Source organism: Zafaria cholistanensis (genome assembly GCF_008580665.1).
In the GTDB taxonomy this organism is placed as follows: domain Bacteria; phylum Actinomycetota; class Actinomycetes; order Actinomycetales; family Micrococcaceae; genus Zafaria; species Zafaria cholistanensis.
This window is the reverse complement of sequence record NZ_BKDJ01000009.1, coordinates 146,448-169,236: the sequence shown is the minus strand read 5'-3', so window position 1 is coordinate 169,236 and position 22,789 is coordinate 146,448. Positions and strand designations below refer to the sequence as shown.

General features: G+C 71.9%; 14 protein-coding genes and 1 pseudogene. 9 read left to right on the top strand and 6 right to left on the bottom strand.

Annotated elements, in window-relative coordinates; genetic code table 11:
• Positions 1-1,603 precede the first annotated feature (1,603 nt).
• Positions 1,604-1,828: a DUF7455 domain-containing protein gene (locus NCCP_RS10150; RefSeq protein WP_149957127.1), complete on the bottom strand. Its 225-nt coding sequence runs from the start codon at positions 1,826-1,828 to the stop codon at positions 1,604-1,606.
• A 215-nt stretch (positions 1,829-2,043) separates the two neighbouring features.
• On the opposite strand from NCCP_RS10150, the gene NCCP_RS10145 reads away from it, so the two are divergent.
• Positions 2,044-4,146, top strand: coding sequence for a DNA gyrase/topoisomerase IV subunit B (locus tag NCCP_RS10145; RefSeq protein ID WP_149957126.1), 2,103 nt, complete (start codon positions 2,044-2,046; stop codon positions 4,144-4,146).
• An 18-nt stretch (positions 4,147-4,164) separates the two neighbouring features.
• Here the strand turns inward: NCCP_RS10145 and NCCP_RS10140 are convergent, their stop codons facing one another.
• The gene (locus NCCP_RS10140) at positions 4,165-5,106 is read right to left on the bottom strand and encodes a M56 family metallopeptidase (protein ID WP_149957125.1); all 942 of its coding nucleotides are present in this window, start codon (positions 5,104-5,106) and stop codon (positions 4,165-4,167) included.
• Between the two features lie 26 nt (positions 5,107-5,132).
• Positions 5,133-5,507, bottom strand: a complete 375-nt coding sequence (locus NCCP_RS10135) for a BlaI/MecI/CopY family transcriptional regulator (RefSeq protein ID WP_149957124.1) — start codon at positions 5,505-5,507, stop codon at positions 5,133-5,135.
• 259 nt (positions 5,508-5,766) lie between these two features.
• On the opposite strand from NCCP_RS10135, the gene NCCP_RS10130 reads away from it, so the two are divergent.
• The 3 genes from NCCP_RS10130 to NCCP_RS10120 all read left to right on the top strand — a co-directional run bounded on the left by NCCP_RS10130 (position 5,767) and on the right by NCCP_RS10120 (position 11,935).
• The gene (locus NCCP_RS10130) at positions 5,767-7,353 is read left to right on the top strand and encodes a cytochrome ubiquinol oxidase subunit I (protein WP_149957123.1); all 1,587 of its coding nucleotides are present in this window, start codon (positions 5,767-5,769) and stop codon (positions 7,351-7,353) included.
• A 36-nt stretch (positions 7,354-7,389) separates the two neighbouring features.
• Positions 7,390-8,412 (top strand): cytochrome d ubiquinol oxidase subunit II, encoded by a 1,023-nt coding sequence (cydB, locus tag NCCP_RS10125; RefSeq protein WP_149957122.1) that lies wholly within the window; start codon positions 7,390-7,392, stop codon positions 8,410-8,412.
• Positions 8,413-8,482: 70 nt separating this feature from the next.
• Entirely contained in the window at positions 8,483-11,935 is a 3,453-nt protein-coding gene (locus NCCP_RS10120) for an ATP-binding cassette domain-containing protein (protein WP_149957121.1), read from the top strand.
• A gap of 43 nt (positions 11,936-11,978) precedes the next feature.
• Here NCCP_RS10120 and NCCP_RS10115 read toward each other — a convergent pair whose 3' ends face one another.
• Positions 11,979-14,672, bottom strand: a complete 2,694-nt coding sequence (locus tag NCCP_RS10115; RefSeq protein ID WP_149957120.1) for a DNA topoisomerase (ATP-hydrolyzing) — start codon at positions 14,670-14,672, stop codon at positions 11,979-11,981.
• A gap of 127 nt (positions 14,673-14,799) precedes the next feature.
• Here NCCP_RS10115 and NCCP_RS10110 point away from each other — a divergent pair, with 127 nt between their 5' ends.
• The 3 genes from NCCP_RS10110 to NCCP_RS10100 all read left to right on the top strand — a co-directional run bounded on the left by NCCP_RS10110 (position 14,800) and on the right by NCCP_RS10100 (position 19,520).
• Positions 14,800-17,619 (top strand): bifunctional acetate--CoA ligase family protein/GNAT family N-acetyltransferase, encoded by a 2,820-nt coding sequence (locus NCCP_RS10110; protein WP_149957119.1) that lies wholly within the window; start codon positions 14,800-14,802, stop codon positions 17,617-17,619.
• A gap of 65 nt (positions 17,620-17,684) precedes the next feature.
• On the top strand, positions 17,685-18,347 hold the full coding sequence (locus NCCP_RS10105; RefSeq protein ID WP_225873782.1) for a DUF5998 family protein: 663 nt from the start codon (positions 17,685-17,687) through the stop codon (positions 18,345-18,347).
• A gap of 3 nt (positions 18,348-18,350) precedes the next feature.
• On the top strand, positions 18,351-19,520 hold the full coding sequence (locus NCCP_RS10100) for an alkaline phosphatase family protein (RefSeq protein ID WP_149957118.1): 1,170 nt from the start codon (positions 18,351-18,353) through the stop codon (positions 19,518-19,520).
• A gap of 127 nt (positions 19,521-19,647) precedes the next feature.
• Here the strand turns inward: NCCP_RS10100 and sepH are convergent, their stop codons facing one another.
• The gene (gene sepH / locus NCCP_RS10095; protein WP_149957117.1) at positions 19,648-20,838 is read right to left on the bottom strand and encodes a septation protein SepH; all 1,191 of its coding nucleotides are present in this window, start codon (positions 20,836-20,838) and stop codon (positions 19,648-19,650) included.
• A 352-nt stretch (positions 20,839-21,190) separates the two neighbouring features.
• Between sepH and NCCP_RS10090 the strand changes: the two genes are divergently transcribed.
• Positions 21,191-21,490: a DUF4193 domain-containing protein gene (locus tag NCCP_RS10090; RefSeq protein ID WP_149957116.1), complete on the top strand. Its 300-nt coding sequence runs from the start codon at positions 21,191-21,193 to the stop codon at positions 21,488-21,490.
• A gap of 99 nt (positions 21,491-21,589) precedes the next feature.
• Here the strand turns inward: NCCP_RS10090 and NCCP_RS10085 are convergent, their stop codons facing one another.
• Positions 21,590-22,090, bottom strand: a complete 501-nt coding sequence (locus tag NCCP_RS10085; protein ID WP_149957115.1) for a DUF3093 domain-containing protein — start codon at positions 22,088-22,090, stop codon at positions 21,590-21,592.
• 93 nt (positions 22,091-22,183) lie between these two features.
• Between NCCP_RS10085 and dut the strand changes: the two are divergent.
• Positions 22,184-22,666: pseudogene (dut, locus tag NCCP_RS10080) on the top strand (dUTP diphosphatase); the annotation flags it as partial.
• Positions 22,667-22,789: the final 123 nt, after the last annotated feature.

The following is a 22,789-nucleotide window of genomic DNA, read 5'->3' as shown; positions in this document are numbered from 1 at the left end:
CTTTTGGTGCCGTAGTGCCTTTGGTGCCGAGGCGCCTTGTGGTGCCCGGGCCGCCCGTGCCTTGGACCGGTACCGCCGATTGCGGGCCCAACACCCCCTTTCACGCACCCCTGAATGCTGGCTGGAGGACAGGAGCCGGTTGCGGTACATGTGGCAGCCGCAGGCCGCTCGCGCCAAGCAGCCGGCAGCAGATCTGGTCAGGGGACCCCGTCGTGCAGCCCGCCTTCGCTGATGCTTAGCTGAGGCCCGGTTCGGCGGCCACACGGCTGATGGGTTTGCCGGCGCGCGCCACGGCCACGGCACGGGCGCGGAATTCCGGTGGACAGGGTCTTGGCATGTCTGCGGGCCTCTCAAGGGAGGCCCGCTCCTCAGGCCCTTTCGGGTAACCGATCCCTGGGGCAGGTCAGGGAGTCAACGCAACTCGGGACAGTCCCTTTCGCCGAGCTCTCTATGGCACCTGCGTGGTGAAACGCGGAATCCCCACCCAGCCACCCTAGGGGCCTTTCGCGGCTTAAGGGCTGGCGGGGCCTCTTGGGGGACGGCCCCGCCAGCTGGGGATAACGGGTGGGTCTCCGGGGGTGGTGTCCAGACCTGGCCCGTCCGGCCGCCCTGTCACCTGGGGGAGGCGGCCTGTGTTCGGTTGACATCCTGCCTGGAAGCGACGACAGGGCCCGAACGCCCCACCAACACCATGACACCGGAGCCGGGCAGCGTCAATAACAGAAATGGTTACGGACATAACAAAATGAGTTGAAATAAATGCCTGCCCCGTCCTTACGATTGAGGGCGGGTCATACAGTGCCGGTAAGCGCACGTCAGGGGGCGGGATTGGCTTCGATCGTTGCTTTCAGGGCTTTCAGGGCTTGGGTGCCGGGGATGAGGGACGGCGCCCAGGCCGCGACCTGGAACAGGGCCGCGCCGCCGCAGCAGCGCCCGGACGTGAGGACCCGGCTCGATTGCTGGCCTGCCGTTCGTCGCGGTACTCTCCCCATGCCTGCGCGCCCACGGCAAGGGACGGCCCGTGTTCGAAGGCCCAATTCAGCCAGTCCGGCAACTATGACGCTGCTATCGAATGCGCCCGGGCGGGCGGAGAATTGCCCTGCTCGGGCGAGGTGAAGGCGCTCGGTGATGGGGGTCGCGACCGCGGGAGCCTGCCGGAATCGTCGGCCGGGCTGCATGGTGTGGCATGGTTCGGACCTCTCGCTTAGGCCCTGGGCCGTTGCCCCGGCCGGTGTTCGAGCACCGGCTGGGGCCTTTTCTCTAAGTCCGCGTTCTTTGAGTCCACGAAATCTTGCCCACAGCGTGTCGGGCTGGTCCCGACAATTCCCGGCTGACCGGGGAAACCGCACAGCGTATAGCCGGTAAGAGCGCGACTGCCTGGAGTGGTCCACGGCGCCGGCCCTGTGCTTTTGTGCCCTGGTACCCCTGCACCGCCCTGGTACCCCTGCACTTTGAACCCCGCGGCGTGAGCTCCGTGGCCTTTTGGGTTCCCGGCCCTGCGCTGGCAGTCGCGGCATGCGGAAAGGGCCCGGCATGCGGAAAGGCCCCGGCGGAAAACCGCCGGGGCCTTTCCGCGTGGTTGCCCGCATCCGCGGGGGGAACCTCAGTCCTCGTCGTTGTAGGTCGGTTTCTGGTGGAGACGGCCCGTTTCATCCTGCCATTCGATGGTCAGGGGACGCAGCTTCGGCTCCACCGCGCGCGCATGGTGGCCGCAGAAGAGCAGTTCCCCGCCCGAGGCCCCCAAGACTGCCCGCACGTATGCCTGTGCCCCGCAGCGATCGCAACGGTCCAAGGCATTCAGTTCCCGCGTTGCCACTGTCGCTGTCATGACGACCTCCCTCTGTCGATCCAGGTACATCAATAAAACCAGCTTTTGGCCCGTTTCCTTCGTGGAAAGGGTCCGCTTTCGCTCTACGCGTAGCGAAAACCTGTGCTGCGGGCCCCTGGCGGCCCCGCGCGGAGGGCCGCGGACCCCGAATGTCGGTGCGGGGGACTAACCTTAGATGGTTCCCCACCCCCTTTTTTTCAAGGAGTGCATCATCCGTGGCACCGAGTTCTGACTACACCGCCCGGCACCTGTCCGTCCTCGAAGGCCTCGAGGCCGTGCGCAAGCGCCCGGGCATGTACATCGGCTCCACGGACTCGCGCGGACTCATGCACTGCCTGTGGGAGATCATCGACAATTCGGTGGACGAGGCGCTGGCGGGCTTCGGGCAGAACATCAACGTCATCCTGCACCCGGACGGCTCCGTCGAGATCCACGACGACGGGCGCGGCATCCCGGTGGACACCGAGCCCAAGACGGGGCTTACCGGGGTCGAGGTGGTCTTTACCAAGCTGCATGCCGGGGGCAAGTTCGGCGGAGGCTCCTACACCGCCTCCGGTGGCCTGCACGGCGTCGGCGCATCCGTCGTCAACGCCCTCTCCGCCCGCCTCGACGTGCAGGTGGACCGTGGCGGCAAGACGTACGGGATGAGTTTCCGCCGCGGCGAACCGGGCCGCTTCGCGGCAACCAGCCGCCCGGGGCCGGACGCGCCCTTCGAGCCGTTCCTGGACAGCTCGGCGCTGGAGGTGGTCGGCAAGGCCAAGCGCGGCGTTACGGGCACGCGCATCCGCTACTGGGCCGACCGCCAGATCTTCACCCCGGACGCCAAGTTCTCCTACGAGGAGCTGCAGAAGCGCGCCCGCCAGACCTCCTTCCTGGTCCCGGGGCTGCGCATCGTCCTGCGCGACGAGCGCGGCCTGCCCGGAACCCCGGGCGAGGCCGGGCCTTTCGAGGAGGTCTTCCACCACGACGGGGGCATCTCCGAGTTCGTCGACTTCCTCGCCTCCGACTCGGCCGTCACCGACATCTGGCGGATCCACGGCTCGGGCACGTTCAAGGAGTCCGTCCCGGTGCTGGACGAGAACGGGCGCAGCCGCATCACCGATGTGGAGCGCGTCTGCGAAGTGGACATCGCGCTGCGCTGGGGCATCGGCTACGAGACCACCCTGCGCAGCTTCGTCAACATCATCGCCACCCCCAAGGGCGGCACCCACCAGGCCGGGTTCGAGCAGGCGCTGGTCAAGACCTTCCGCAAGGTCGTCGAGGCGAATGCGCGCAAGCTCAAGGCCGGCAGCGACAAGCTCGAGAAGGACGACGTAATGGCCGGCCTGACCGCCGTCCTGACCGTGCGCCTGGCCGAGCCCCAGTTCGAGGGCCAGACCAAGGAGATCCTTGGCACCTCGGCAGTGCGCCAGATCGTCTCCCGGGTCGTGGAGAAGGAACTCGCCGCCCGGCTCAACCCCACGGCCCGCGGGGACAAGGCCCAGGCGGCCCTGCTGCTGGAAAAGGTGGTCAGCGAGATGAAGTCGCGCGTTTCGGCGCGCGTGCACAAGGAGACCCAGCGCCGCAAGAACGCCCTGGAAACCTCGTCGCTGCCCACCAAGCTGGCTGACTGCCGCAGCGATGACGTGGCGCGGTCCGAACTGTTCATCGTCGAGGGGGACTCGGCGCTCGGGACCGCGAAGCTGGCCCGCTCCTCGGACTTCCAGGCGCTGCTGCCGATCCGCGGCAAAATCCTCAACGTACAGAAGGCTTCGGTGGGGGACATGCTCTCCAACGCCGAATGCGCCGCCCTGATCCAAGTGGTCGGGGCCGGCTCCGGGCGCAGCTTCGACCTTGCGGCGGCCCGCTACGGAAAGGTCATCCTGATGACCGATGCCGACGTCGACGGTGCCCACATCAGGACCCTGCTGCTGACCCTCTTCTTCCGCTACATGCGCCCCATGGTCGAGGCCGGCCGCGTCTACGCCGCCGTGCCCCCGCTGCACCGCGTCGAGGTCGTCCATCCCGGCAAGGCCAACGAGATGGTCTACACCTACTCCGAGGCGGAGCTGCACCGGGTCCTGAAAGAGCTCGAGAACACCGGCCGCAAGTACAAGGAGCCCATCCAGCGCTACAAGGGCCTGGGCGAGATGGACGCCGAGCAGCTGGCGGAGACCACCATGGATCCGCGCCACCGCACGCTGCGCCGGGTGAACATCGCCGACGCCGAGCGGGCCGAAAGGGTCTTCGACCTCCTGATGGGCAGCGACGTGGCCCCGCGCAAGGAGTTCATCGTCAGCGGTGCCGAACTCCTGGACCGCGAGCGCATCGACGCCTGAGGCGGCGCGCCCGGCCGCTCAGCCGAGCAGGCCGGGCGCGACCAGCAGCAGCGTCGGGATGCACAGCAGCAGCAGCGCCAGGCACAGCACGCCGGCGCGCACCGGCGCCGGCAGCATGCCCCCCGGGGACAGCAGGCGCTTGAGGCGCCGTGAGGACAGTTCCTCGGTGGGGGCCGCGGCCATGCTGCCCGGGGTCGACAGCGCCTCGGCCGTGCCGGTGGCGGCGGTGAGCAGCGACCGCAGCAGCACCGGGGCACTGACCTGTTCCAGGGCGGCGTCGTCGGCGAGCATCTCGATCAGGTCCTGCACTGCCAGCCGGGCCAGCCGCGAGGTGGGCAGCCAGGGCAGGGCCTGGTGCCAGGATTCGAAGGCGAGCACCAGCAGGTCGTGGCGCTGTTCCAGGTGGGCGCGCTCGTGGGCCAGTACCGCCCGCAGCCCCTCCGCGTCCAGGGCATCGACCAGTCCGCGGGAGAGCACGGTGACGGGGCCGGTGAATCCGGGCAGGCAGTAGGCCACCGGGATCTCGTGTTCCAGGACCACCGTTTTCGGGTCGGAGGGGGAGGGGTCGCTCAGCAGGTTCAGCAGCCGCCGGTGGCGGACCCGCTGGCGGGTGACCTTGGCCGCGGTGATCAGCAGGGTGAAGACCAGGTGCGCCCCCAGCAGGGCGGCGGCGCTGAGCGCGAACACGTGCACGATCCCGAGCCCGGCGGCCCCGGGCAGCCCGAAGACCAGCAGCCACAGCCCGCCCAGGGCGTCCAGCAGGCTGCTGCCCAGCGGTTCCAGCCCCCACACCAGCATCGCCCCGATCATGGACAGCCCGCCCGCCAGTGCGATCGCCTGCCACAGGACCAGGGCCGTGAAGGGGGAGCGGGCCGTCCACCGGGCACGCGAAAGGGCCACCGGGGCTGGCCAGGCCAGCACGACGGCGAGGGCCGCGAGCAGGTAGGAAGCGGTGAGCACGAGGGCGGGTGGTCCCCCTCCGCGGGCTAGGCCGACTGGGCGTCGTTGAGGATGCGCCGCAGCGCCTGGGCCTCGTCGGCGGAGATCCCGCCAATGAACCGGGTCAGTACGGCTTCGCGGTCCAGCACCGTGCCCAGGGCCTCGTTCATGAGGTCAACGGTGTGTTCCTCGCGGCTCATCACCGCGCGGTAGCGGTGCGGCCGGTTGCTGCGCTCGCGCGTGACCAGGTGCTTCTTTTCGAGGCGGGCCAGGACGGTCAGCACGGTGGTGACGGCCAGTTCCTTGCCGGCTTCGCCTTCGGCCTGGGCCAGTCGGTCGCGCAGGTCGTTTGCGGTCAGCGCATCGGGACTGTCCCAGAGCAGATCCATGACAGTGCGTTCGAGTTCGCCGAGAGTGGCCAAAGGGACTTCCTTATGGGGTACAAAACCAACAGTGGTGCGGAAGGGTCGGCGGTGTCCGCTGGGCGGTGCTCCGTGCCGGCTTCCATATCAAATGTACCGCGCATTGGTCCAACTTTCTACCACTGGTAGAAGGAGGTGGTTTTTGCCACTTCTACGACAAGTAGAAATTGTTTCTCCGCAGGAGTAGGCTTGTTTGTGTTCTACGACGTGTAGAAAACACAGTCCGGGCCCGCAGGCCCCGCCCCCTGGGAGGACTCGTTTGGATCCGCTGGAGATTGCCCGCTGGCAGTTCGGCATCACCACCGTGTACCACTTCCTGATGGTGCCGCTGACGATCGGCCTCGGCCTGACCGTGGCGGTGCTCCAAACCGCGTGGCACCGCACCGGCCGGGAGGAATACCTCCGCATGACCAAGTTCTGGGGCAAGCTGTTCCTGATCAACTTCATCATGGGCGTGGCCACCGGCATCGTCCAGGAGTTCCAGTTCGGCATGGCCTGGAGCGAGTACAGCCGCTTTGTCGGCGACGTGTTCGGGGCGCTGCTGGCCATGGAGGCGCTGCTGGCCTTCTTCGTCGAGTCCATCTTCCTTGGCCTGTGGATCTTCGGCTGGGACAGGCTGCCGCGGATCCTCCACCTGGGGTGCATCTGGATGGCCTCGCTCGCCTCGATCCTTTCGGCCTACTTCATCCTGGTGGCCAACTCGTGGATGCAGCACCCGGTGGGCGTGGACATGGTGGGGGGCCGGGCCGTGATGACGGATGCCTGGGCGGTGTTCACCAACAGCACCGCACTGGTGACGTTTCCCCACACGGTCTTCGGGGCCTTCTCCGTGGCCGGGGGCTTCCTGCTGGGCCTGGCCTGGTACCACCTGTACCGGCGCCGCGCCCTGGGCATCGACACCGTGGACGCCCAGGGGCGCGTCGTCGCCGGGGAGGATCCCGCGCGCGGGAGGGGCCGTGACCGGACTGACTACCTGGTCTGGATCAAGTCCCTGCGCATCGGCGCGGCCGTGGCGATGGTGTCCTTTGCGGGGGTGGCGCTGAGCGGGCACCACCAGGCGCAGCTGATGTTCGAGCAGCAGCCGATGAAGATGGCGGCGGCGGAGGCCGCCTGCCACGACGGCACCGGCTTCTCCGTCCTGTCCCTGGGCAACCTGGCCTCCGAGGGGGCCACCACCTGCGAGGACGTCGTGGGCGTGTACGAAGTCCCCGGCCTGCTGTCCTACCTCGCCAATGGCGACTTCACCACCGAGGTCAAGGGCGTGAACACGCTGCTGCCCGAGTACCAGGAGAAGTATGGGACGCACCTGCCGGACGACCCGATGTACGGGGAGCGGGCCGGGGAGGAAATCAACTACCTGCCGCTGATGGAGGTCACCTACTGGGGTTTCCGCCTGATGATCACTTTCGGCGGCCTGGCCGCGTTCGCCGCGCTGGTGGCGCTGTGGATGACGCGCAGGGGCACAGTTCCGGACAACAGGTGGATTTCGCGGCTGGCCGTGTTGGGCATCCTGGCCCCGTTCGCGGCCAACTCGGCCGGCTGGATCTTCACCGAAATGGGCCGCCAGCCGTTCGTCGTGGTCCCCAACCCGACCTTCGACGGCATCGACCAGGTCTTCATGTTCACCGCCGCGGCCGTATCCCCGGGCGTTGGCGCGGGCGAGCTGCTCTTCTCCACGATCGCCCTGGCCACGGTGTACGCGGTCCTGCTGGTGGTCGAGGTGGTCATGCTGGTGCGCTACGTCCGCGGCGGCGTCCCGGCAGCCATGCCCGAACTGGCCGGGCACGACGACGGCGCCGCCGGCGGCGCCCGGGACGGCGGCGACGTGCTCGCCTTCGCCTACTGACGGACCGGCACCGGACAGATCAACAAAGGATCGACGATGGATTTTCTCCCCACCCTGTGGTTCGTGCTGATCGCTGTGCTGTGGGTCGGCTACCTGTTCCTGGAGGGCTTCGACCTGGGCGTGGGCATGCTCATGAAGCTCATGGCCCGCAGCGAGCCCCAGCGCCGCGTGCTGCTGAACACCGTCGGCCCGGTCTGGGACGGCAACGAGGTCTGGCTGCTGACCGCCGGCGCGGCGACGTTCGCGGCGTTCCCCCACTGGTACGCCTCCCTGTTCTCCGCCCTCTACGTCCCGCTGGTGCTGGTGCTGCTGGCCCTGATCCTCCGGGCTGTGGCCTTCGAATACCGCGGCAAGGCCCACCGGCAGTCCTCCCGGGATCTTTGGGACTGGGCGATCGCGCTCGGTTCCTTCGCCGCGGCCTTCGGCGTCGGCGCGATGCTGGCCCTGACCACCACCGGACTGCCGCTGAACGCCAACGGCGACCGCGTCGGCGGGCCCTTTGCCTGGTTCACCGGGTACGCGGTGCTCGGCGGCCTGGCCGTGGTCCTGTTCGCGCTGGTCCACGCCCTGGCCTTCCTGACCCTGAAGACCGACGGCGGCCTCCGCGTGCGGGCCCGCCTGCTGCTGGCGCGCTGGCTGCCGGCGGCGCTGCTGCCGATGGCCGCCTGGGCGTTCGTGGTCGCGGAGGCCAACGGCAAGGCGCTGCCGTGGATGCTGCTGGCCGCCGCCGTGCTGGCCGCGGGCTGGGCCTGGGCAGCAGCCCGCGCGCACCACGAGGGACGCACCTTCATCGGCCTGGGGATGTTCCTGGTCTTCGGGATCGCAGCCGTCTTCCTGGCCGCGTACCCGAACGTGCTGCCCTCGACCATTGACGCCGCGTTCAACCTGACCGTGGACAATGCCTCCTCCTATCCGTACACGCTGCGGCTGATGAGCTTCGTGGCCGCCTTCGGCCTGCCAATGGTGCTGGCCTACCAGGCCTGGACCTACTGGGTCTTCCGCCGCCGCCTCGCCGAGCAGCACATCCCCGAGCCCCACGTGGTGGGCCCGGTCGTCTGAACCCGGTCGTCTGAACCCGGCCGTCTGAACCCCTGCCCCCTGAATCCCGCCGCCAAGGGAGGACCCACCCGTGAAGCCCGAACTCCCCTCCGGCCGGGCCGGCCGCGCAGCCCTTGCCGGACTTGCGGCGCTGGCCGCGCTCAAGGCGGTCGCCCTGGTGCTGGTCGCGGAGGCGATCGCCACCGCCGTCGCCCAACTGGCCGCCGGCGGAACCGCGGACACTCCGCGCCTGCTGCTCCTGGGGCTGGGCGGCACGGGACTGCGCGCCGTGGCGGCCTGGGGCGCCAAGACGCTGGCCCGCCGGGCGGCGCTGGGGGCCAAGGAACGCCTGCGCGGGGATCTGGTGGCCGCCGCGCTGGAGGGCCGGCTGCGCCGCAGCCCGAACACGCCCCAAGGCTCCGGCCCGAACACGCCCCGGGGACCTGGCGCGGATGCGCCCGAGGGGCCCGGGGCAGTGGCCGCCCTGGCCAGCCGCGGGCTGGACGCGCTGGACAACCACTACGCAACCTACCTGCCCGCCCTGGTCTCCGCCGCCGTCGTGCCGCTGGTGGTCGGCCTGCGCATCCTCCTCGCCGACTGGGTCAGCGCCCTGGTGGTGGTGCTCACCGTGCCGCTGGTTCCGGTGTTCATGGTCCTCATCGGAAAGCACACCGAGGAGCGCGTGGCCCAGGCCGCAGCCGGGCTGGACCGGCTCTCCAACCACCTCATCGAGCTGGCCCGGGGCCTGCCCGCCCTGGTGGGGCTGCGCCGCGCGGGCCCGCGCCGCCGCGCCCTGCACCAGGTCTCCGAGGCCTACCGCGCCGGCACGCTGGGCACGCTGCGCACGGCCTTCGTCTCCGGGCTGGCCCTGGAGCTGATCGCCACCATCTCGGTGGCCGTGGTCGCCGTCTTCATCGGCCTGCGCCTGGTCCACGGGGACATGGCGCTTGCGCCGGGCCTGCTGGTGCTGATGCTGGCCCCGGAGTGCTTTGCCCCGCTGCGCGAGCTCGGCTCGGCCTTCCACTCCGCCGAGGACGGCCGCGAGGCCCTGCGCCGCGCCCGCCGGCTCCTGGAGGCTTCCGGGGCCCCGGACGCGGGCACCACGGCGCCGGGCCCCTGCGTGCTGGCCCTTGAGTCCCTGCAGGTGCGCTACGAGGGCGCTCCGGCCCCCGCTGTCGCCGGGTTCTCGCTGGCGCTGTCCGCAGGGGGCGCAGCCGTGCTGTCCACCGCCAGCGGCACCGGCAAGACGAGCGTCCTGCGCGCGGTGGCGGGACAACTGGGCCCGGACCGGATGGACGCAGCCTCCCGGGCCACGGTCGAAGGCACGGTCCGGCGCCGTCCCGGGTCCCGTACCGCGTGGATCCCCCAGCACCCGTCGTTCTCCGAGGCCACGGTGCGGGAGGAGCTTGAGCTGTACGCGGCGGCCGCATCCGGGGCACCCGCCGGAACCGGCGGCGCGGCGACGGCCGCCGTCGCGGCCGTCGCCTCGGCGCTGGAGCGGGTAAACGGCGCCCACCTGGCGCAGGCACGGATCGCCGACTGCAGCCCCGGCGAGCTGCGCCGGGCCGCCGTCGCCCGCGCCCTGGTGGTGGTCGCCTCCGACCCGGCCGTGGACCTGCTGCTCGCCGACGAGCCCACGGCCCACCTGGACCCCGTTTCCGCGCAGGCGGTGCGGCAGGCCCTGGCAGGGGTGCGCGGCCGGGTGGCCGTGCTCGCCGCCAGCCACGACTCCGCCCTGGCCCGCCTGCTCCAGGGCCCGACGCCGGAGCACCGGACGCCGGAGCAGCAGACGCCGGAATTCCATGCGCCGGGGAAGCCGTCGACGCCGGATCCGGTGCCGCAGGAGGGCGCGGGCGTCCAGGCGCCCGTGGCCACCGCCGCCGAATCCGCGCCTTTGGGGTCATGGCGTTCCGCGCTGGCCGCGCTGGCCGCGCTGGCCGCGCTGGCCGCGCTGCCGTGGCGCAGCGGAGGCCTGCTCCGCGAGGTGCTGCTGGCCGCCGCCGCGGCGCTGGCCGCAGCAGGGCTCTCCGGGGTGTCCGGCTGGCTGATCGTCTCCGCAAGCCACCAGCCGCCGGTGCTGCACTTGATGGTCGCGATCGTGGGGGTGCGCTTTTTCGGGATCGGCCGTGCGCTGCTGCGCTACCTGGAGCGGATCGCGGTCCACGACGCCGTGCTCCGCTGGTCCACCGACCTGCGCGTGCGGGTGTGGGACGCCCTGGCATGCCGGCCCTCCCAGTGGGGCCGGCTGGCCCGGGGCGGAGCCGTCCTGGGGCACCTGGTCGGCGACGTCGACGAGGTCCGCGACGCCGCCCCGCGCGCCGTCGTTCCGCTTCCGGCCGCGCTGCTCGCGTGGGCGGCCACCGCCACCGCCATCCACGTGGCGGCCCCGGCCGCGCTTCCCGCCGCCCTGGCCGCGGGGGCCCTGGGCTTCCTGGCGCTGCCGCTGGTGGTGCTGCGCATCGAACGCCGTGCCGGGGCCGCCGCCGCTGCGCAGCGCTCGTGGCTGGCCGAACGCGTGGCGGCCCTGTTCGCCGCCGCCCCCGACCTGGCCGCCAACGGCGCCGGGGAGGAGGCCGTGCGCCGCTTCCGTGCCGCGGACGCCCGCGCCTCCCTGCCGCTGCGCCGCGCCGCCCGCGGCTCCGGGGCGGGGGCGGGGGAGATGGCAGCGGTCGCAGCCCTGCTGCTGCTCGCGCTGGGGGAGCCCTTCGGATCCGTGGCCGAATCCGTGCGCGAACTGCCGGTGCTGCGGGACCGGCTGCGCCGGGTGGGGGACCTGCTCGGTACCGCTGGGGAAGAGGCCCCGCTCGCCGCCGGCCCGATGGAGGAGGCCGGGGCTTCCGGGCCGCTGGGAGGCCTGCGGCTGCGTGCGGCGACGCTGGGCTGGGGCGCCGGGCCCGACGTCGCCGGGCCACTGGAGGCGGAGGTCCTGCCGGGGCGCTGGCTGGCCGTGGCCGGACCCTCGGGCGCGGGCAAGTCCACCGTGGTGGCCGGGATGCTGGGGATCCTGCGTCCGCGCGCCGGGGCGCTGGAACTGCTGGAGGGCCCCCGAGGGGTGGATCCGTGGACGCCGGGAAACCGCGCGCGGGGCGCCGCACTGGCCGCCCAGATCGCCTGGTGCCCGCAGGAAGCGCACCTGTTCGACTCCTCCCTGGCGGCCAACCTGGGGCTGGGCAGGGCCGCCGGGGACCCGGCCACGGAGCGGGAGATGGCAGATGCGCTGCGGATGGTGGGCCTGGGCAGCTGGTTCGGGGCGCTGCCGCAGGGTTTGGCCACGCGGGTCGGCCCCGGGGGCCACAAGCTCTCCGGCGGCCAGCGCCAGCGCGTTGCGGTGGCGCGGGCCCTGGTCGCCCGCGCCCGGGTGGTGCTGCTGGACGAGCCGACGGCCCACCTGGGCGAGGACGAGGCCCTGGACCTGATGGAGGACCTGCGGGTGGCCCTCGCGGATCGGGCCGTGGTGCTGGTGACCCACGACGAACGCCTCGCCGCGCTCGCCGACGCCGTGGTGCACCTGTCCGGCAGGCCCGCGCCGGCCCCCGTCGGCTGACCGGGGGCCGGCGCGGGCCTGCCATGAGCCGTGTACCGGGGGACTAGTCGAAGAGCGTCCCATCGCCGGAACTGGTGTCCGCCACCTGCCCGAACGGCTTGGCCTCGGTCTCCGGATCCGGCGCCACACGCGGTGCGGCGGCGCGGGATCCGGAGGCTCGGGATCCGGAGGCTCGGGATCCGGAGGCTCGGGATCCGGAGGCGCGGGGCGCGGCGGGCACGGACGGGGCAGGGACGGATGCGGCGGACACGGAGGGGGTCCCGCCGAGGGCCGGACCGACCGCGGCGACGGACTGCGCCAGCGGTACGCCGGACCCGTCGCGCCGGCCGTGCTCGGTGGGCAGGGCCCGGGCGACGCCGGCTGCGGACGCGGCCTTCGCCGGGCCGTGCCCGGCCCAGGCGAGGAAGAGCCTCTCCTCGCCCTTGAGGAAGCGGTGGGCGCGCACGCCGCCGGTGGCCCGGCCCTTGGCCGGATACTCGGACAGCGGGGTCACCTTCACCGTGCCCGCGGCCGAACCGGTGAGGGTCTCCGCCCCGGTGGCCACGGTGACCACCACGGCATCCGGGTCCTCCTCCGCCGTCACCCCGAAGAAGATCGCCTCATCGCCGGCGGCCAGCTTGATGCCGGCCATCCCGCCCGCGGCGCGGCCCTGCGGGCGCACCACGGAGGCCGCGTAGCGCAGCAGCTGCGCCTGGGCGGAAACGAACACCAGGTCCGTCCCGTCCGGGGCCACCGCCGCGTGCAGCACCCGGTCCCCGGGCTTGAGCGTGATCGCCTCCCACTCGTCGCGGTTCAGCGGGTAGTCCGGGGCCACCCGCTTGACGGTGCCCTGCGCGGTGCCCAGCGCGAAGACGGCATCCAGCGGCACCATTCCCACCACCGTCTCGCCCTTGGCCAGCTGGACGAACTCGCCCACGGGCACCCCGCCGGCCAGCAGCGGGAAGCCGGAGGCCGGGGCCAGCAGCGGCATGTCCACCACCTGCAGGCGCAGCATGCGCCCCGCGGAGGTGACCGCGCCGATCTCGCCGCGCGCACTGGTGGGCACCACGGAGACCAGGACGTCGTGCTTGACCCGCCCCCCGGCGTCGGACAGGGGATCGCGCGTGCCGGTGCGGGCCAGCTGCCCGGACGCCGAAAGCAGCACCCAGCACGGATCGTCGGCGATCTCCAGCGCCAGCGGCGCCTTGGTGCCGCTGCCCTCCGGCGCCGGCATGACGGTGCCCTTCAGCGGGGCGGCCCCGTCGGTTTCCAGGAGCACGGTCCGGCGGGGGGTCGCGAAGCGCTCGGCGACCTCCGCCAGTTCCGTCGAGACCACCTCGCGCAGCAGCGCGTCCGAACCCAGGATCGACTCGAGCCCGGCGATGTCCTGGCGCAGCTGCTCCTGTTCCTTCTCCAGCTCGATCCGGGAGAACCGGGTCAGCTGGCGCAGGCGCAGCTCCAGGATGTGGTTGGCCTGGATCTCGGTAAGGTCGAAGACCCGCATCAGGCGCTCGCGCGCGGCCGCGGACTCATCCGAGTCGCGGATGATCCGGATCACCTCGTCGATGTCGACGATGGCGACCAGCAGGCCCTCGACCAGGTGCAGGCGGTCCTTCTTGCGTCCCAGCCGGTGGGCGGTGCGCCGGCGCACGACGTCGAGGCGGTGCCCGACGTACACCCGCAGCAGCTCCAGCAGGCCCAGCGTCCGCGGTTGGCCCTCCACCAGCGCCACGTTGTTGATGCCGAAGGAATCCTCCAGCGGGGTCAGCTTGTAGAGCTGCTGCAGGACGGCGTTCGGATTGAAGCCGTTCTTCAGTTCGATCACCAGGCGCAGGCCGTTCTTGCGGTCGGTGAGGTCCACCACGTCGGCAATGCCCTGCAGCTTCTTGGAGTTCGCCGCGTCCTTGATCTTCTCGATGACTTTTTCCGGGCCGACCATGTAGGGCAGTTCGGTCACCACCAGGCCGCTGCGGCGGGCACTGATCTGCTCCAGCGCCACCTTGGCCCGGGTCTTGAAGGAGCCGCGCCCCGTGGCGTAGGCGTCGCGGATTCCGTCCAGGCCCACGATCGTGCCGCCGGTGGGCAGGTCGGGTCCGGGCACGAAGCCCATGATGTCCTCGAGCGTGGCGTCCGGGTTGGCGACCAGGTGCCGGGCGGCGGCGACCACCTCGCCGAGGTTGTGCGGGGCCATGTTGGTGGCCATCCCCACGGCGATGCCCGTGGTGCCGTTGACCAGAAGGTTCGGGAACGCGGCGGGCAGCACGTCCGGCTGCAGGAGCTGGTTGTCGTAGTTGGGGACGAAGTCCACGACGTCCTCGCCGAGGTTGTCGGTCATGGCCATCGCCGGGGCGGCCATGCGGGCCTCGGTGTAGCGGGGGGCGGCGGGGCCGTCGTCGAGCGAACCGAAGTTGCCGTGGCCATCGATCAGCGGCAGGCGCAGGGAGAAGTCCTGGGCCAGGCGCACCATGGCGTCGTAGATCGCGGTGTCTCCGTGCGGGTGCAGCTTGCCCATCACCTCGCCCACCACGCGGGCGCTCTTGACGTGGCCGCGGTCCGGGCGCAGGCCCATCTCGGTCATCATGTACAGGATGCGCCGCTGCACCGGCTTCAGCCCGTCGCGGGCATCGGGCAGCGCGCGCGAATAGATCACGGAGTACGCGTACTCCAGGAATGACCCTTCCATCTCGTTGGTCACGTCGATGTCGACGATGTTTTCCGTGAAGTCTGCGGGGGGCGGGGTGTTCTGCCTGCGGGCCATGCTTGGTATCGGGTCCTCGAAAATCGTTGTCGTCCAGCCGGCGGCTGGACGGGCCTGGTGCGGTGCGCCGCGCCGCCCGGGAACGGAGGGGCGGCCGGCGACGCCGGGAGGCCGTTAGGCTAAGCCTATGGTGGATGGACGCGTTCGGGGCGAATATCCGGCCCGCTGGGAAGCAGATGTCGTGCTGCGGGACGGTTCGACGGCGCATCTGCGCCCCATCCGGCCCGAGGACGCCGCGGCGCTGGAGCGCTTCCACGCCGGCCAGTCTGAGACCTCGATCTACCTGCGCTACTTCACCTACAAGTCCCGGCTCACCCCGGCCGAACTCAAGCGCTTCACCGAGGTCGACCACGTGGACCGGGTGGCGCTCGTCGTCGAACGCAGCGGCGCGATCGTCGGGATCGGCCGCTACGACCGGCTCGAGGACCCGGAGGAGGCCGAGGTCGCCTTCAACATCTCGGACCAGTACCAGGGCATGGGCGTGGGTTCGATCCTGCTTGAGCACCTCGCCGCCGCCGCCCGCGAGCGCGGGATCGAACGCTTCAGCGCCGAAGTGCTGCCGGAGAACCGCAAGATGCTGGCCGTTTTCGCCGAGGCCGGCTACGAGGTCCGCCGGCACTTCGACGACGGCGTGGTGATGGTCGAGTTCGCCATCGACCCCACGGACCGCTCCCGGGCCGTGATGGAGTCCCGCGAGCACCGTGCCGAGGCCCGCAGCCTCGGGGACCTGCTGGCCCCGCGCTCCGTCGCCGTCATCGGGGCCAGCCGCACCTGGGGGAGTATCGGCCAAACCGTGCTCACCGGCATCCTTGAGGGCGGCTTCACCGGGGCCGTCTATGGAATCAACCCCGAAGCCCTGGAGGTGGCCGGGGTGCGCTCCTACGCCACCCTGGCCGAGGTGCCCGGACCGGTGGACCTGGCGGTCCTGACCGTGCCCAAGGAGGAGATCCCGGGCCTCGTCGCCGACTGCGCCGCCGCCGGCGCCAAGGGCCTGCTGGTGATCACCGGGGGCTTCGCCGAGGGAGGCGACGGGCTGGCCCGCCAGCGCGAACTGGTCCGTGCCGCCCGCGCCAACGGGATGCGGGTGGTCGGCCCGGCCTCGCTGGGGCTGATCAACACCGATCCCGCGGTCCGCCTCAATGCCTCCGTCGCCCCCGGCATGCCCCAGCGGGGGTCCCTGGGCCTGTTCAGCCAGTCGGCCGCGATCGGGGTCCTGCTCTACGCCGCCTGCAGCCGCCGCAACCTCGGGGTCTCCAGCGTCGTTTCCGTGGGCAACCGCGCGGACGTGTCCGGCAACGACGCCATGCAGTTCTGGGAGGACGACCCGGCCACTTCCGCGGTCGGCCTGTATCTGGAATCCTTCGGCAACCCGCGCAAGTTCTCCCGCATAGCCCGCCGGCTGTCCCGCAACAAGCCCGTCATCGTGGCCAAGTCCGACGTCACCGGGCTGCGCCTGCCGCCGGGCCACGCCGTGCGCACCACCCAGGCCCCCCGCGAGGCGGTGGACGCGATGCTGCAGCAGTCCGGGGTCATCCGCGTGGCGACCAACGAGGAACTGATGGATGTGGCCCAGATCGTGGCCAGCCAGCCGCTGCCGGCCGGCGGCGGCGTGGGGCTGGTCGCCAATTCGGCCGCGCTGGGCCGGGTGCTGGCGGACAACGCCGAGCGCCACGGCCTCACCGTCGCCGCGCTGGAGACCGGGCTGGACCTGGACGGCGGCCAGTCCCAGGCCCTGTCCCGGCTCGGCGCGCTGCTGGATGACGTCCTCGCCCGCTCCGAGGTCCATTCGGCGGTCGTGATCCTGCTGCCGGCCCGGGGCGCCACCCTTGAGGCGCTCGCCGACGCGGTGGGCCGCTGCGGGGCCCGGGCGGGCAAGCCGGTCCTAGCCGTGTTTGCCGGCATCCTCGACGCCTCCGTCCCCACCGAGGGGCTATTCCACGTCGGCACCGAGCCCCCGGCGGAGTCCGCCGCCCTCCTGCAGGAAGGCCCCCACCGGGAAGACCTGGACCAGGAACGCCCCGGGCCCGACGGCGGCCCGGTCGCCGAGGCGGGCCCGCCGGCCACCGTGCCGGCCTACTCAAGCCCGGGCAACGCGATCGCCGCCCTGGCCTCCGTCGTGCGCTATGCCCAGTGGCGCCGGCGCGACTTCGGCGAAACGGTGGAACCGGCCGGCATCGACAAGGACCGCGCCGAGGACCTGGTGGCCGCCCACCTGGCCCGCATCAGCGGCGCCGAACTGCTGACCCTGGATGCGGCCGGAGCCGCCGAACTGCTGGCCTGCTACGGCATCCGCGTACTCGAGTCCGTGCCGTTCGACACCGAGGACCAGGCCGTTGCCGCCGCCGAGCGGCTCGGGTGGCCGGTGGCGCTGAAGACCACCGACCAGCACCTGCGCCACCGCCTGGACCTGGGCGGGGTGCGGCTGAACATCATCGACGAGGCCTCGCTGCGCGGAAACATCCGCCACATGCGCCAGGTGCTGGCCGCGGCAGGGGCCGGCGGGCTCGAGGTCCAGGCCATGGCCCCTTCCGGGCAGGGGTGCGTGGTGCGCGGGCTCGAGGACCCGCTGCTGGGTCCGCTGCTCTCTTTCGGCCTGGCAGGGGACGCCGTGAACCTGCTCGGCGACTGGGCCCACGCGATCCCGCCGCTGTCCACCACCGACCTGGCCGAACTGGTGCGTTCCCCCCGGGCGGCCCGCAAGCTTTTCGGCTACCAGGGGCTGCCCGCGGTGAACATCGCCGCGCTCGAGGACCTCATCAACCGGGTCGCCACGCTCAAGGACCACCACCCGGAGGTCGCGCTGCTCGAATTCAACCCGGTGATGGTCTCCGGAGACGGAATCACGGTGCTCTCCGCGGACGTCCGGCTCGGAAACCCCGAGGTCCGCACGGACAGCGCCCGGCGCGCCCTGTCCGCCTGGGGCGGCCTGGCGCCCGGGGCCGGATAGGGTCCGGCGCCGGGGCGGGACGCCCGGCGGCGCCCCGCGGTCCCGGAGGAAAGTAGACTGGGGGCATGATCTCCCGCGCCTCGGCCCCTGGCCGCGACCTCCACAGTGCCCTCGACCGGGCCGGATTCTATCCCCGCCTCGTGGCGGACGTCCTTGAGGACGCCCTCGACGGGCGCGAGCCGCTGGCCCACCTGATTCACCTCGAAACGCACTTCGACCGCACCGAGGTCCACCGGCACGTCACCGCCCTGGTGCTCACCGCCGACGCCCTGGTGGTCGCCCACGTCGACGACCAGCAGCTGGATGAACTCGGCGAGGACATGATGGCCCAGGTCTCCACCGAAACCGTGCCGGTGGCCCGGATCGGTTCCGTGGTGCTGAGCTACATGTACCACCAGCCGCAGAACTACCGCTCCACCGACAAGGTCCGCGAGGTGAGCCTGGGGATCGCGTGGTCCGGGGGGCAGCGCCTGGACCTCGCCCCGGCCGGGTGCGCCGACCCGCAGTGCGATTCCGACCACGGCTACACCGGCACCCTGCAGCAGGAAGACCTGGTGGTCCGCATCAGCGCCGAGGCCGACGGCATGCAGGCCGTCGAGGATGCCCGCCACTTCGCCCGCGCGCTGCGCAAGCTCAGCGCCGGTAACCCGGCCGAGCCGCGCTGGCAGCCCGAAACCCGTCCCGCGCGCGTGGCTCCCCGCTTTATCCGCGGACACCACCAGGGCTGATCCGTGGCCGAAACCGCCCGGACGAACGCCCAGCCGCTGCCCGCCGCCCCGCCCTATGGCAGCGCGACCCTGGCCGAACTGCTGCCCAGCGCCGCGGCCGTCTTGGGCGTCCCCGGTTTTGAGAACTCGCTGGGCCTGCCCGCAGCCCGGCGCATCTGCGTGGTGATGGTCGACGGACTGGGCAAGTCGCTGCTGAAGTCGCGCGGCGGACACGCCCCGTTCCTGCGCAGCATGTCCGCCGGCTCGCGCACGCTCTCGGCCGCGTTCCCGACCACGACCGCGGCCTCGATCGCCTCGCTCGGCACCGGCCTGCCGCCGGGCCGGCACGGGATCGTCGGCTATGACGCCCTGGACCCGCAGGGCCGCCGCGTGGTGAACATGCTCGGCGGCTGGCCCGAGGACCTGGACCCGCGCGCCTGGCAGCCCCACCCGACGGTGTTCGAACGCGCCCAGGAGCACGTGCACGTCGCCACGGTGTCCCTGCCCCAGTTCGAGGGCTCCTCGCTGACCGCCGCCGCACTGCGCGGCGGGGAATTCGTCGGCGCGCAAACCCCCCAGGCCCGCGTGCGGGCGGCGCAGGAGATCCTGCCGCGCCACGGGAAGGTGCTGATGTACCTGTACTGGAACGAGCTCGACAAGGCGGGGCACCGCTACGGGGCCGGCTCGCGCGAGTGGGGCGAGCAGCTCGAGGAGCTTGATGCCGCCATGCGCACCCTCGCCGGCCGCCTGCCCGCCGGCACGCTGCTGCTGCTCACCGCCGATCACGGCATGGTGGATGTCGCACCGCGCCAGCGCATCGACTACTCCACCTACCCGGACCTGCTGGAGGGCGTCGAGCTGACCGCGGGGGAGCCCCGCGCGGTGCAGCTGCATTTCGCGCCCGACGCCGGAGCGGAGGTGCGTGCCCGGGTCGCCGAACGCTGGAAGGCCGAATTCGGCACCCGCGCCTGGATCCTGACCCGTGACGAGGCGGTGGCCCACGGGCTTTTCGGCCGGACCGACGCGGCCATGGAAGCGCGCATCGGCGACCTGCTGGTCCTCGCCTCCGCGGAGATCGCCCTCTACGACGGCCGCCGGGTCAGCGCGCAGGCGTTCGAGATGGTCGGCCAGCACGGGTCAATGACCCGCGCCGAGCGCGAGGTTCCGCTGCTGACGCTCGCGCTGCCGCGCTAGCCGGACCCCCGGGACGGAACCCGGCCTAAACCAGGCCAACAACAGGCCAGGACCGGGCCGGGAGCCGGACGGACCGTTAGGCGCTGCCTGCCCGGTCCGCTGAAGCCTGCCCGGTCCGGTGGAGCCGCTAGTCCGGCTTGCGTCCGAAAACGATCTCGTCCCAGCTGGGGACGGAGGAGCGCTTGGGCCGCGACTTGCGCGGCTGCGGATCCTGGTCGGCCTGGGGGCCGCTCTCCGCGAGTTCGTCGAGCAGTTCGTCGTCCACGTGCGGGGGCACCGCGCGCAGGCCCGGCACCAGGGTGAACTCGCTGGTGCGGGTGCTCACCCCGTCGTACAGGCGGGGGAGCCCGTCATCGTCCAGTTCGGCCGCGGCCAGGTCCATCGGCTCCGGGCCCTCCGCTTCGGCGCCCTCCGGGCCGGCGGGGACGAAGCCGAAGCGGGCCCCGTCCTCGGGGAGCTCGCCCTCGGATCCCCCGCGCGGGTGCGCCGCCGGGATCCCGCCCTGGGCGAGCAGCATGGCCAGCGTGTCGTCGGCCTCCTCGTCGGTGCCCAAGCGCTGGCCCCGGCGCATGCGCAGGACCTCCAGGAGCTCCTCGGGGTCCAGGCCCGAAACCTGGAGGGCCTCCTCGTCCGCGTCCACCTCGAAGTCGAACGGGCGGTCGGCCACCGCCGTCAGCCGGCGCCCGTGCAGCGGCAGGTCCAACGGCTCCAGTTCGCTGAGCACCTGGGCCCAGCGGTTGCGGTTCTGCAGCAGCTTGCGCCCCGGATGGTAGGTCCAGCGGGCGGGCGGTTCCTCACCGATGTTGGTCCGGCTGTCCCCGGCGGAGAGCTCGAAGGCGGCCACCACCTCCCAGGTCCCGTCGGCGGCGCGCCAGGCGTCCCATTCGACGGCGGCCGGATCAACCCCGAAGGAGCGCAGCCGGAAAGCCACCATCCCGCCAAGGTTTGCCGGCTCCTCGCCGAACGCGGCGCGGTAGCCCTCGTGCCCCTGCGGGCCGCTGACCTCCACGGCGCGGGCCTGTGCGGCCATGAACTCGCGCTCGGCCCGTACCGGGCCCTCGTAGCGCAGCACGTTGGCCAGCGGCACCCCGGACGCGGCGGAGACCTCTTCGGCCGTGGCGCCGGCACGGATGCGCGCCTGGATCTCGCGCGGAGAAAGGTGTTGGGCCGGTTGCCCGGCGGCGGGGCGGCCGATCGGACGGACCACCGCGGAACGCAGCGCCTCGTCGATGCGCAGCGCGAAGCTGGCCCCGTCCTCGCCGCTTAACAGCAGTTGCTCGCCGTCCTCGTGGACACCCACCAGCCGGAGTTGACGCATGATTCCCTCCAACACGTCCGTCTTGTACTGCTGGAGACTCTGCCATCCCGGTCCCCGATTTCCTACGGTATTGCTTGGTGTGGCGCGGATCGGTCCGAATGCCCCGGGAGACGGCCGCCACACCGGGCGGAAAGGATTGGATTTTTTCGCCCCCATGGTGAACAATCTGTGCGTCACGGGCACAAAACGGCCCGCCTCGGCGTTGAACGTCGAAGGGTTTCGGAGGCACCCGCTGCGCGCAGCGCAGGCCGCCGCATCCTTGGGAAATATTCAGGCCGCCCGGACGCAAGCCGACCGGGGTCGACTTGCCCGGAACAACCAGCAGCTACCACCGGAGCGTGATTAAGAGACTATGGCGACCGACTACGATGCGCCGCGGAAGAATGAAGACGAGCTCAGCGAGGATTCCCTCGAAGAGCTGAAGGGCCGGCGCTCCGACAAGCAGTCCGCCGTCGTCGACGAGGACGAGGCGGAGGCGGCGGACAGCTATGAGCTGCCCGGGGCCGACCTCTCCGGCGAGGAGCTCCTGGTGCGGGTGCTTCCGGCCCAGGCCGACGAGTTCACCTGCGCCTCCTGCTTCCTGGTGCGCCACCGCTCGCAGGTCGCCAAGGAGAAGAACGGCCTGTTCTACTGCAAGGACTGCGAGGGCTAGGCCCCCGGCACCCACGCCTGCCACACCAACGACGGCGGGACCGCACCTTTTTCGGGTGCGGTCCCGCCGTCGTTGGTATTGAGGGTGGCCTGCGGCCCGCTAGGCCTGCGCCGCCGGAGCCTCGGTGGCGGCCTCGGCCTTGCCGCCCAAAGCCGCGGACAGCTCCTCGGGGCGGCGCGTGGAGGCCAGCCAGTACGGGGTGGCATCGAGTTCGTCAGTGATCTGGATCCGCACCACCGGGTCGATCCATCCGCGCAGACACAGGTAGGCGGTGCCGTTGAGGCCGCGGCCGCGCTGGTATGTCGCGGCCTCGCCGCGGTGCGCGTCGACGGCGCCGATGTGGCGGCGTTCGATGGAGGCCCGGCCCACGCGCAGGGTCTCCGCCGTGACCGTGATGGTGGGGCTCTGCACCAGCAGCGCCACCGCGAGGGCAAGGGCCACGACGGTGCCGCTGGCGATGCCGGCGCCGATGCTGATCGGGGCCAGCGCGACGAACGCGGCGGCACCGGTGCCCAGCACGAGGGGCCAGACCCACCAGGCCGGCCAGAGGCGTTCCTGGAAGAGCGGGGCAGGGGTGGAGGGGGGCTGCGGTTCGGGCATGCCTCCCAGCTTATGGGGTGCGGGCGCGCGTTTTCACGTTGGGGGCACCCGGCTTCGGCGGCTAGAGTTGAGGCAAGTCCGCCCGCGATCGCTATGGAGAACACCGCGCCCATGTCTGAGCAGCACCACGCCACGTTGGACGTCCAGTTGAAGATGCTCGATCCGGGACTGGAACCGCCCAGCTACGCGCAGCCCGGGGACGCGGGCGCCGACCTGCGGGCACGCCGGGACGTCACGCTGGCCCCGGGCGAACGCGCCCTGGTGCCCACCGGCGTGGCGCTGGCCCTGCCGTTCGGGTACGTCGGACTGGTGCACCCGCGCTCGGGCCTGGCCGTGCGCCACGGCCTGACCGTGGTCAACGCCCCCGGCACGGTGGACGCCGGCTACCGCGGCGAAATCTGCGTGACGTTGCTCAACACTGACGCGACCGAGCCCATTGCGCTGCGCCGGGGCGACCGTATCGCCCAACTGGTCATCCAGCGGGTGGAGACGGCCCGCTTCGTGCCCGTGGACGAGCTTCCGGACTCGGTCCGCGGGGCCGGCGGCTTCGGCTCCACCGGCGGCTTCGGTTCCACCGGCAGCTCCACTGCGGTGGCGCCGGACGCCCTGGCCCCCGCCGCGGGGGCCGCCGGCGCGGCGCCCCCCGCCCCCAGCCCGTCCGCCCGCTAGCGGTCCCGCAGCCCTGGCCCAACCCGCCGG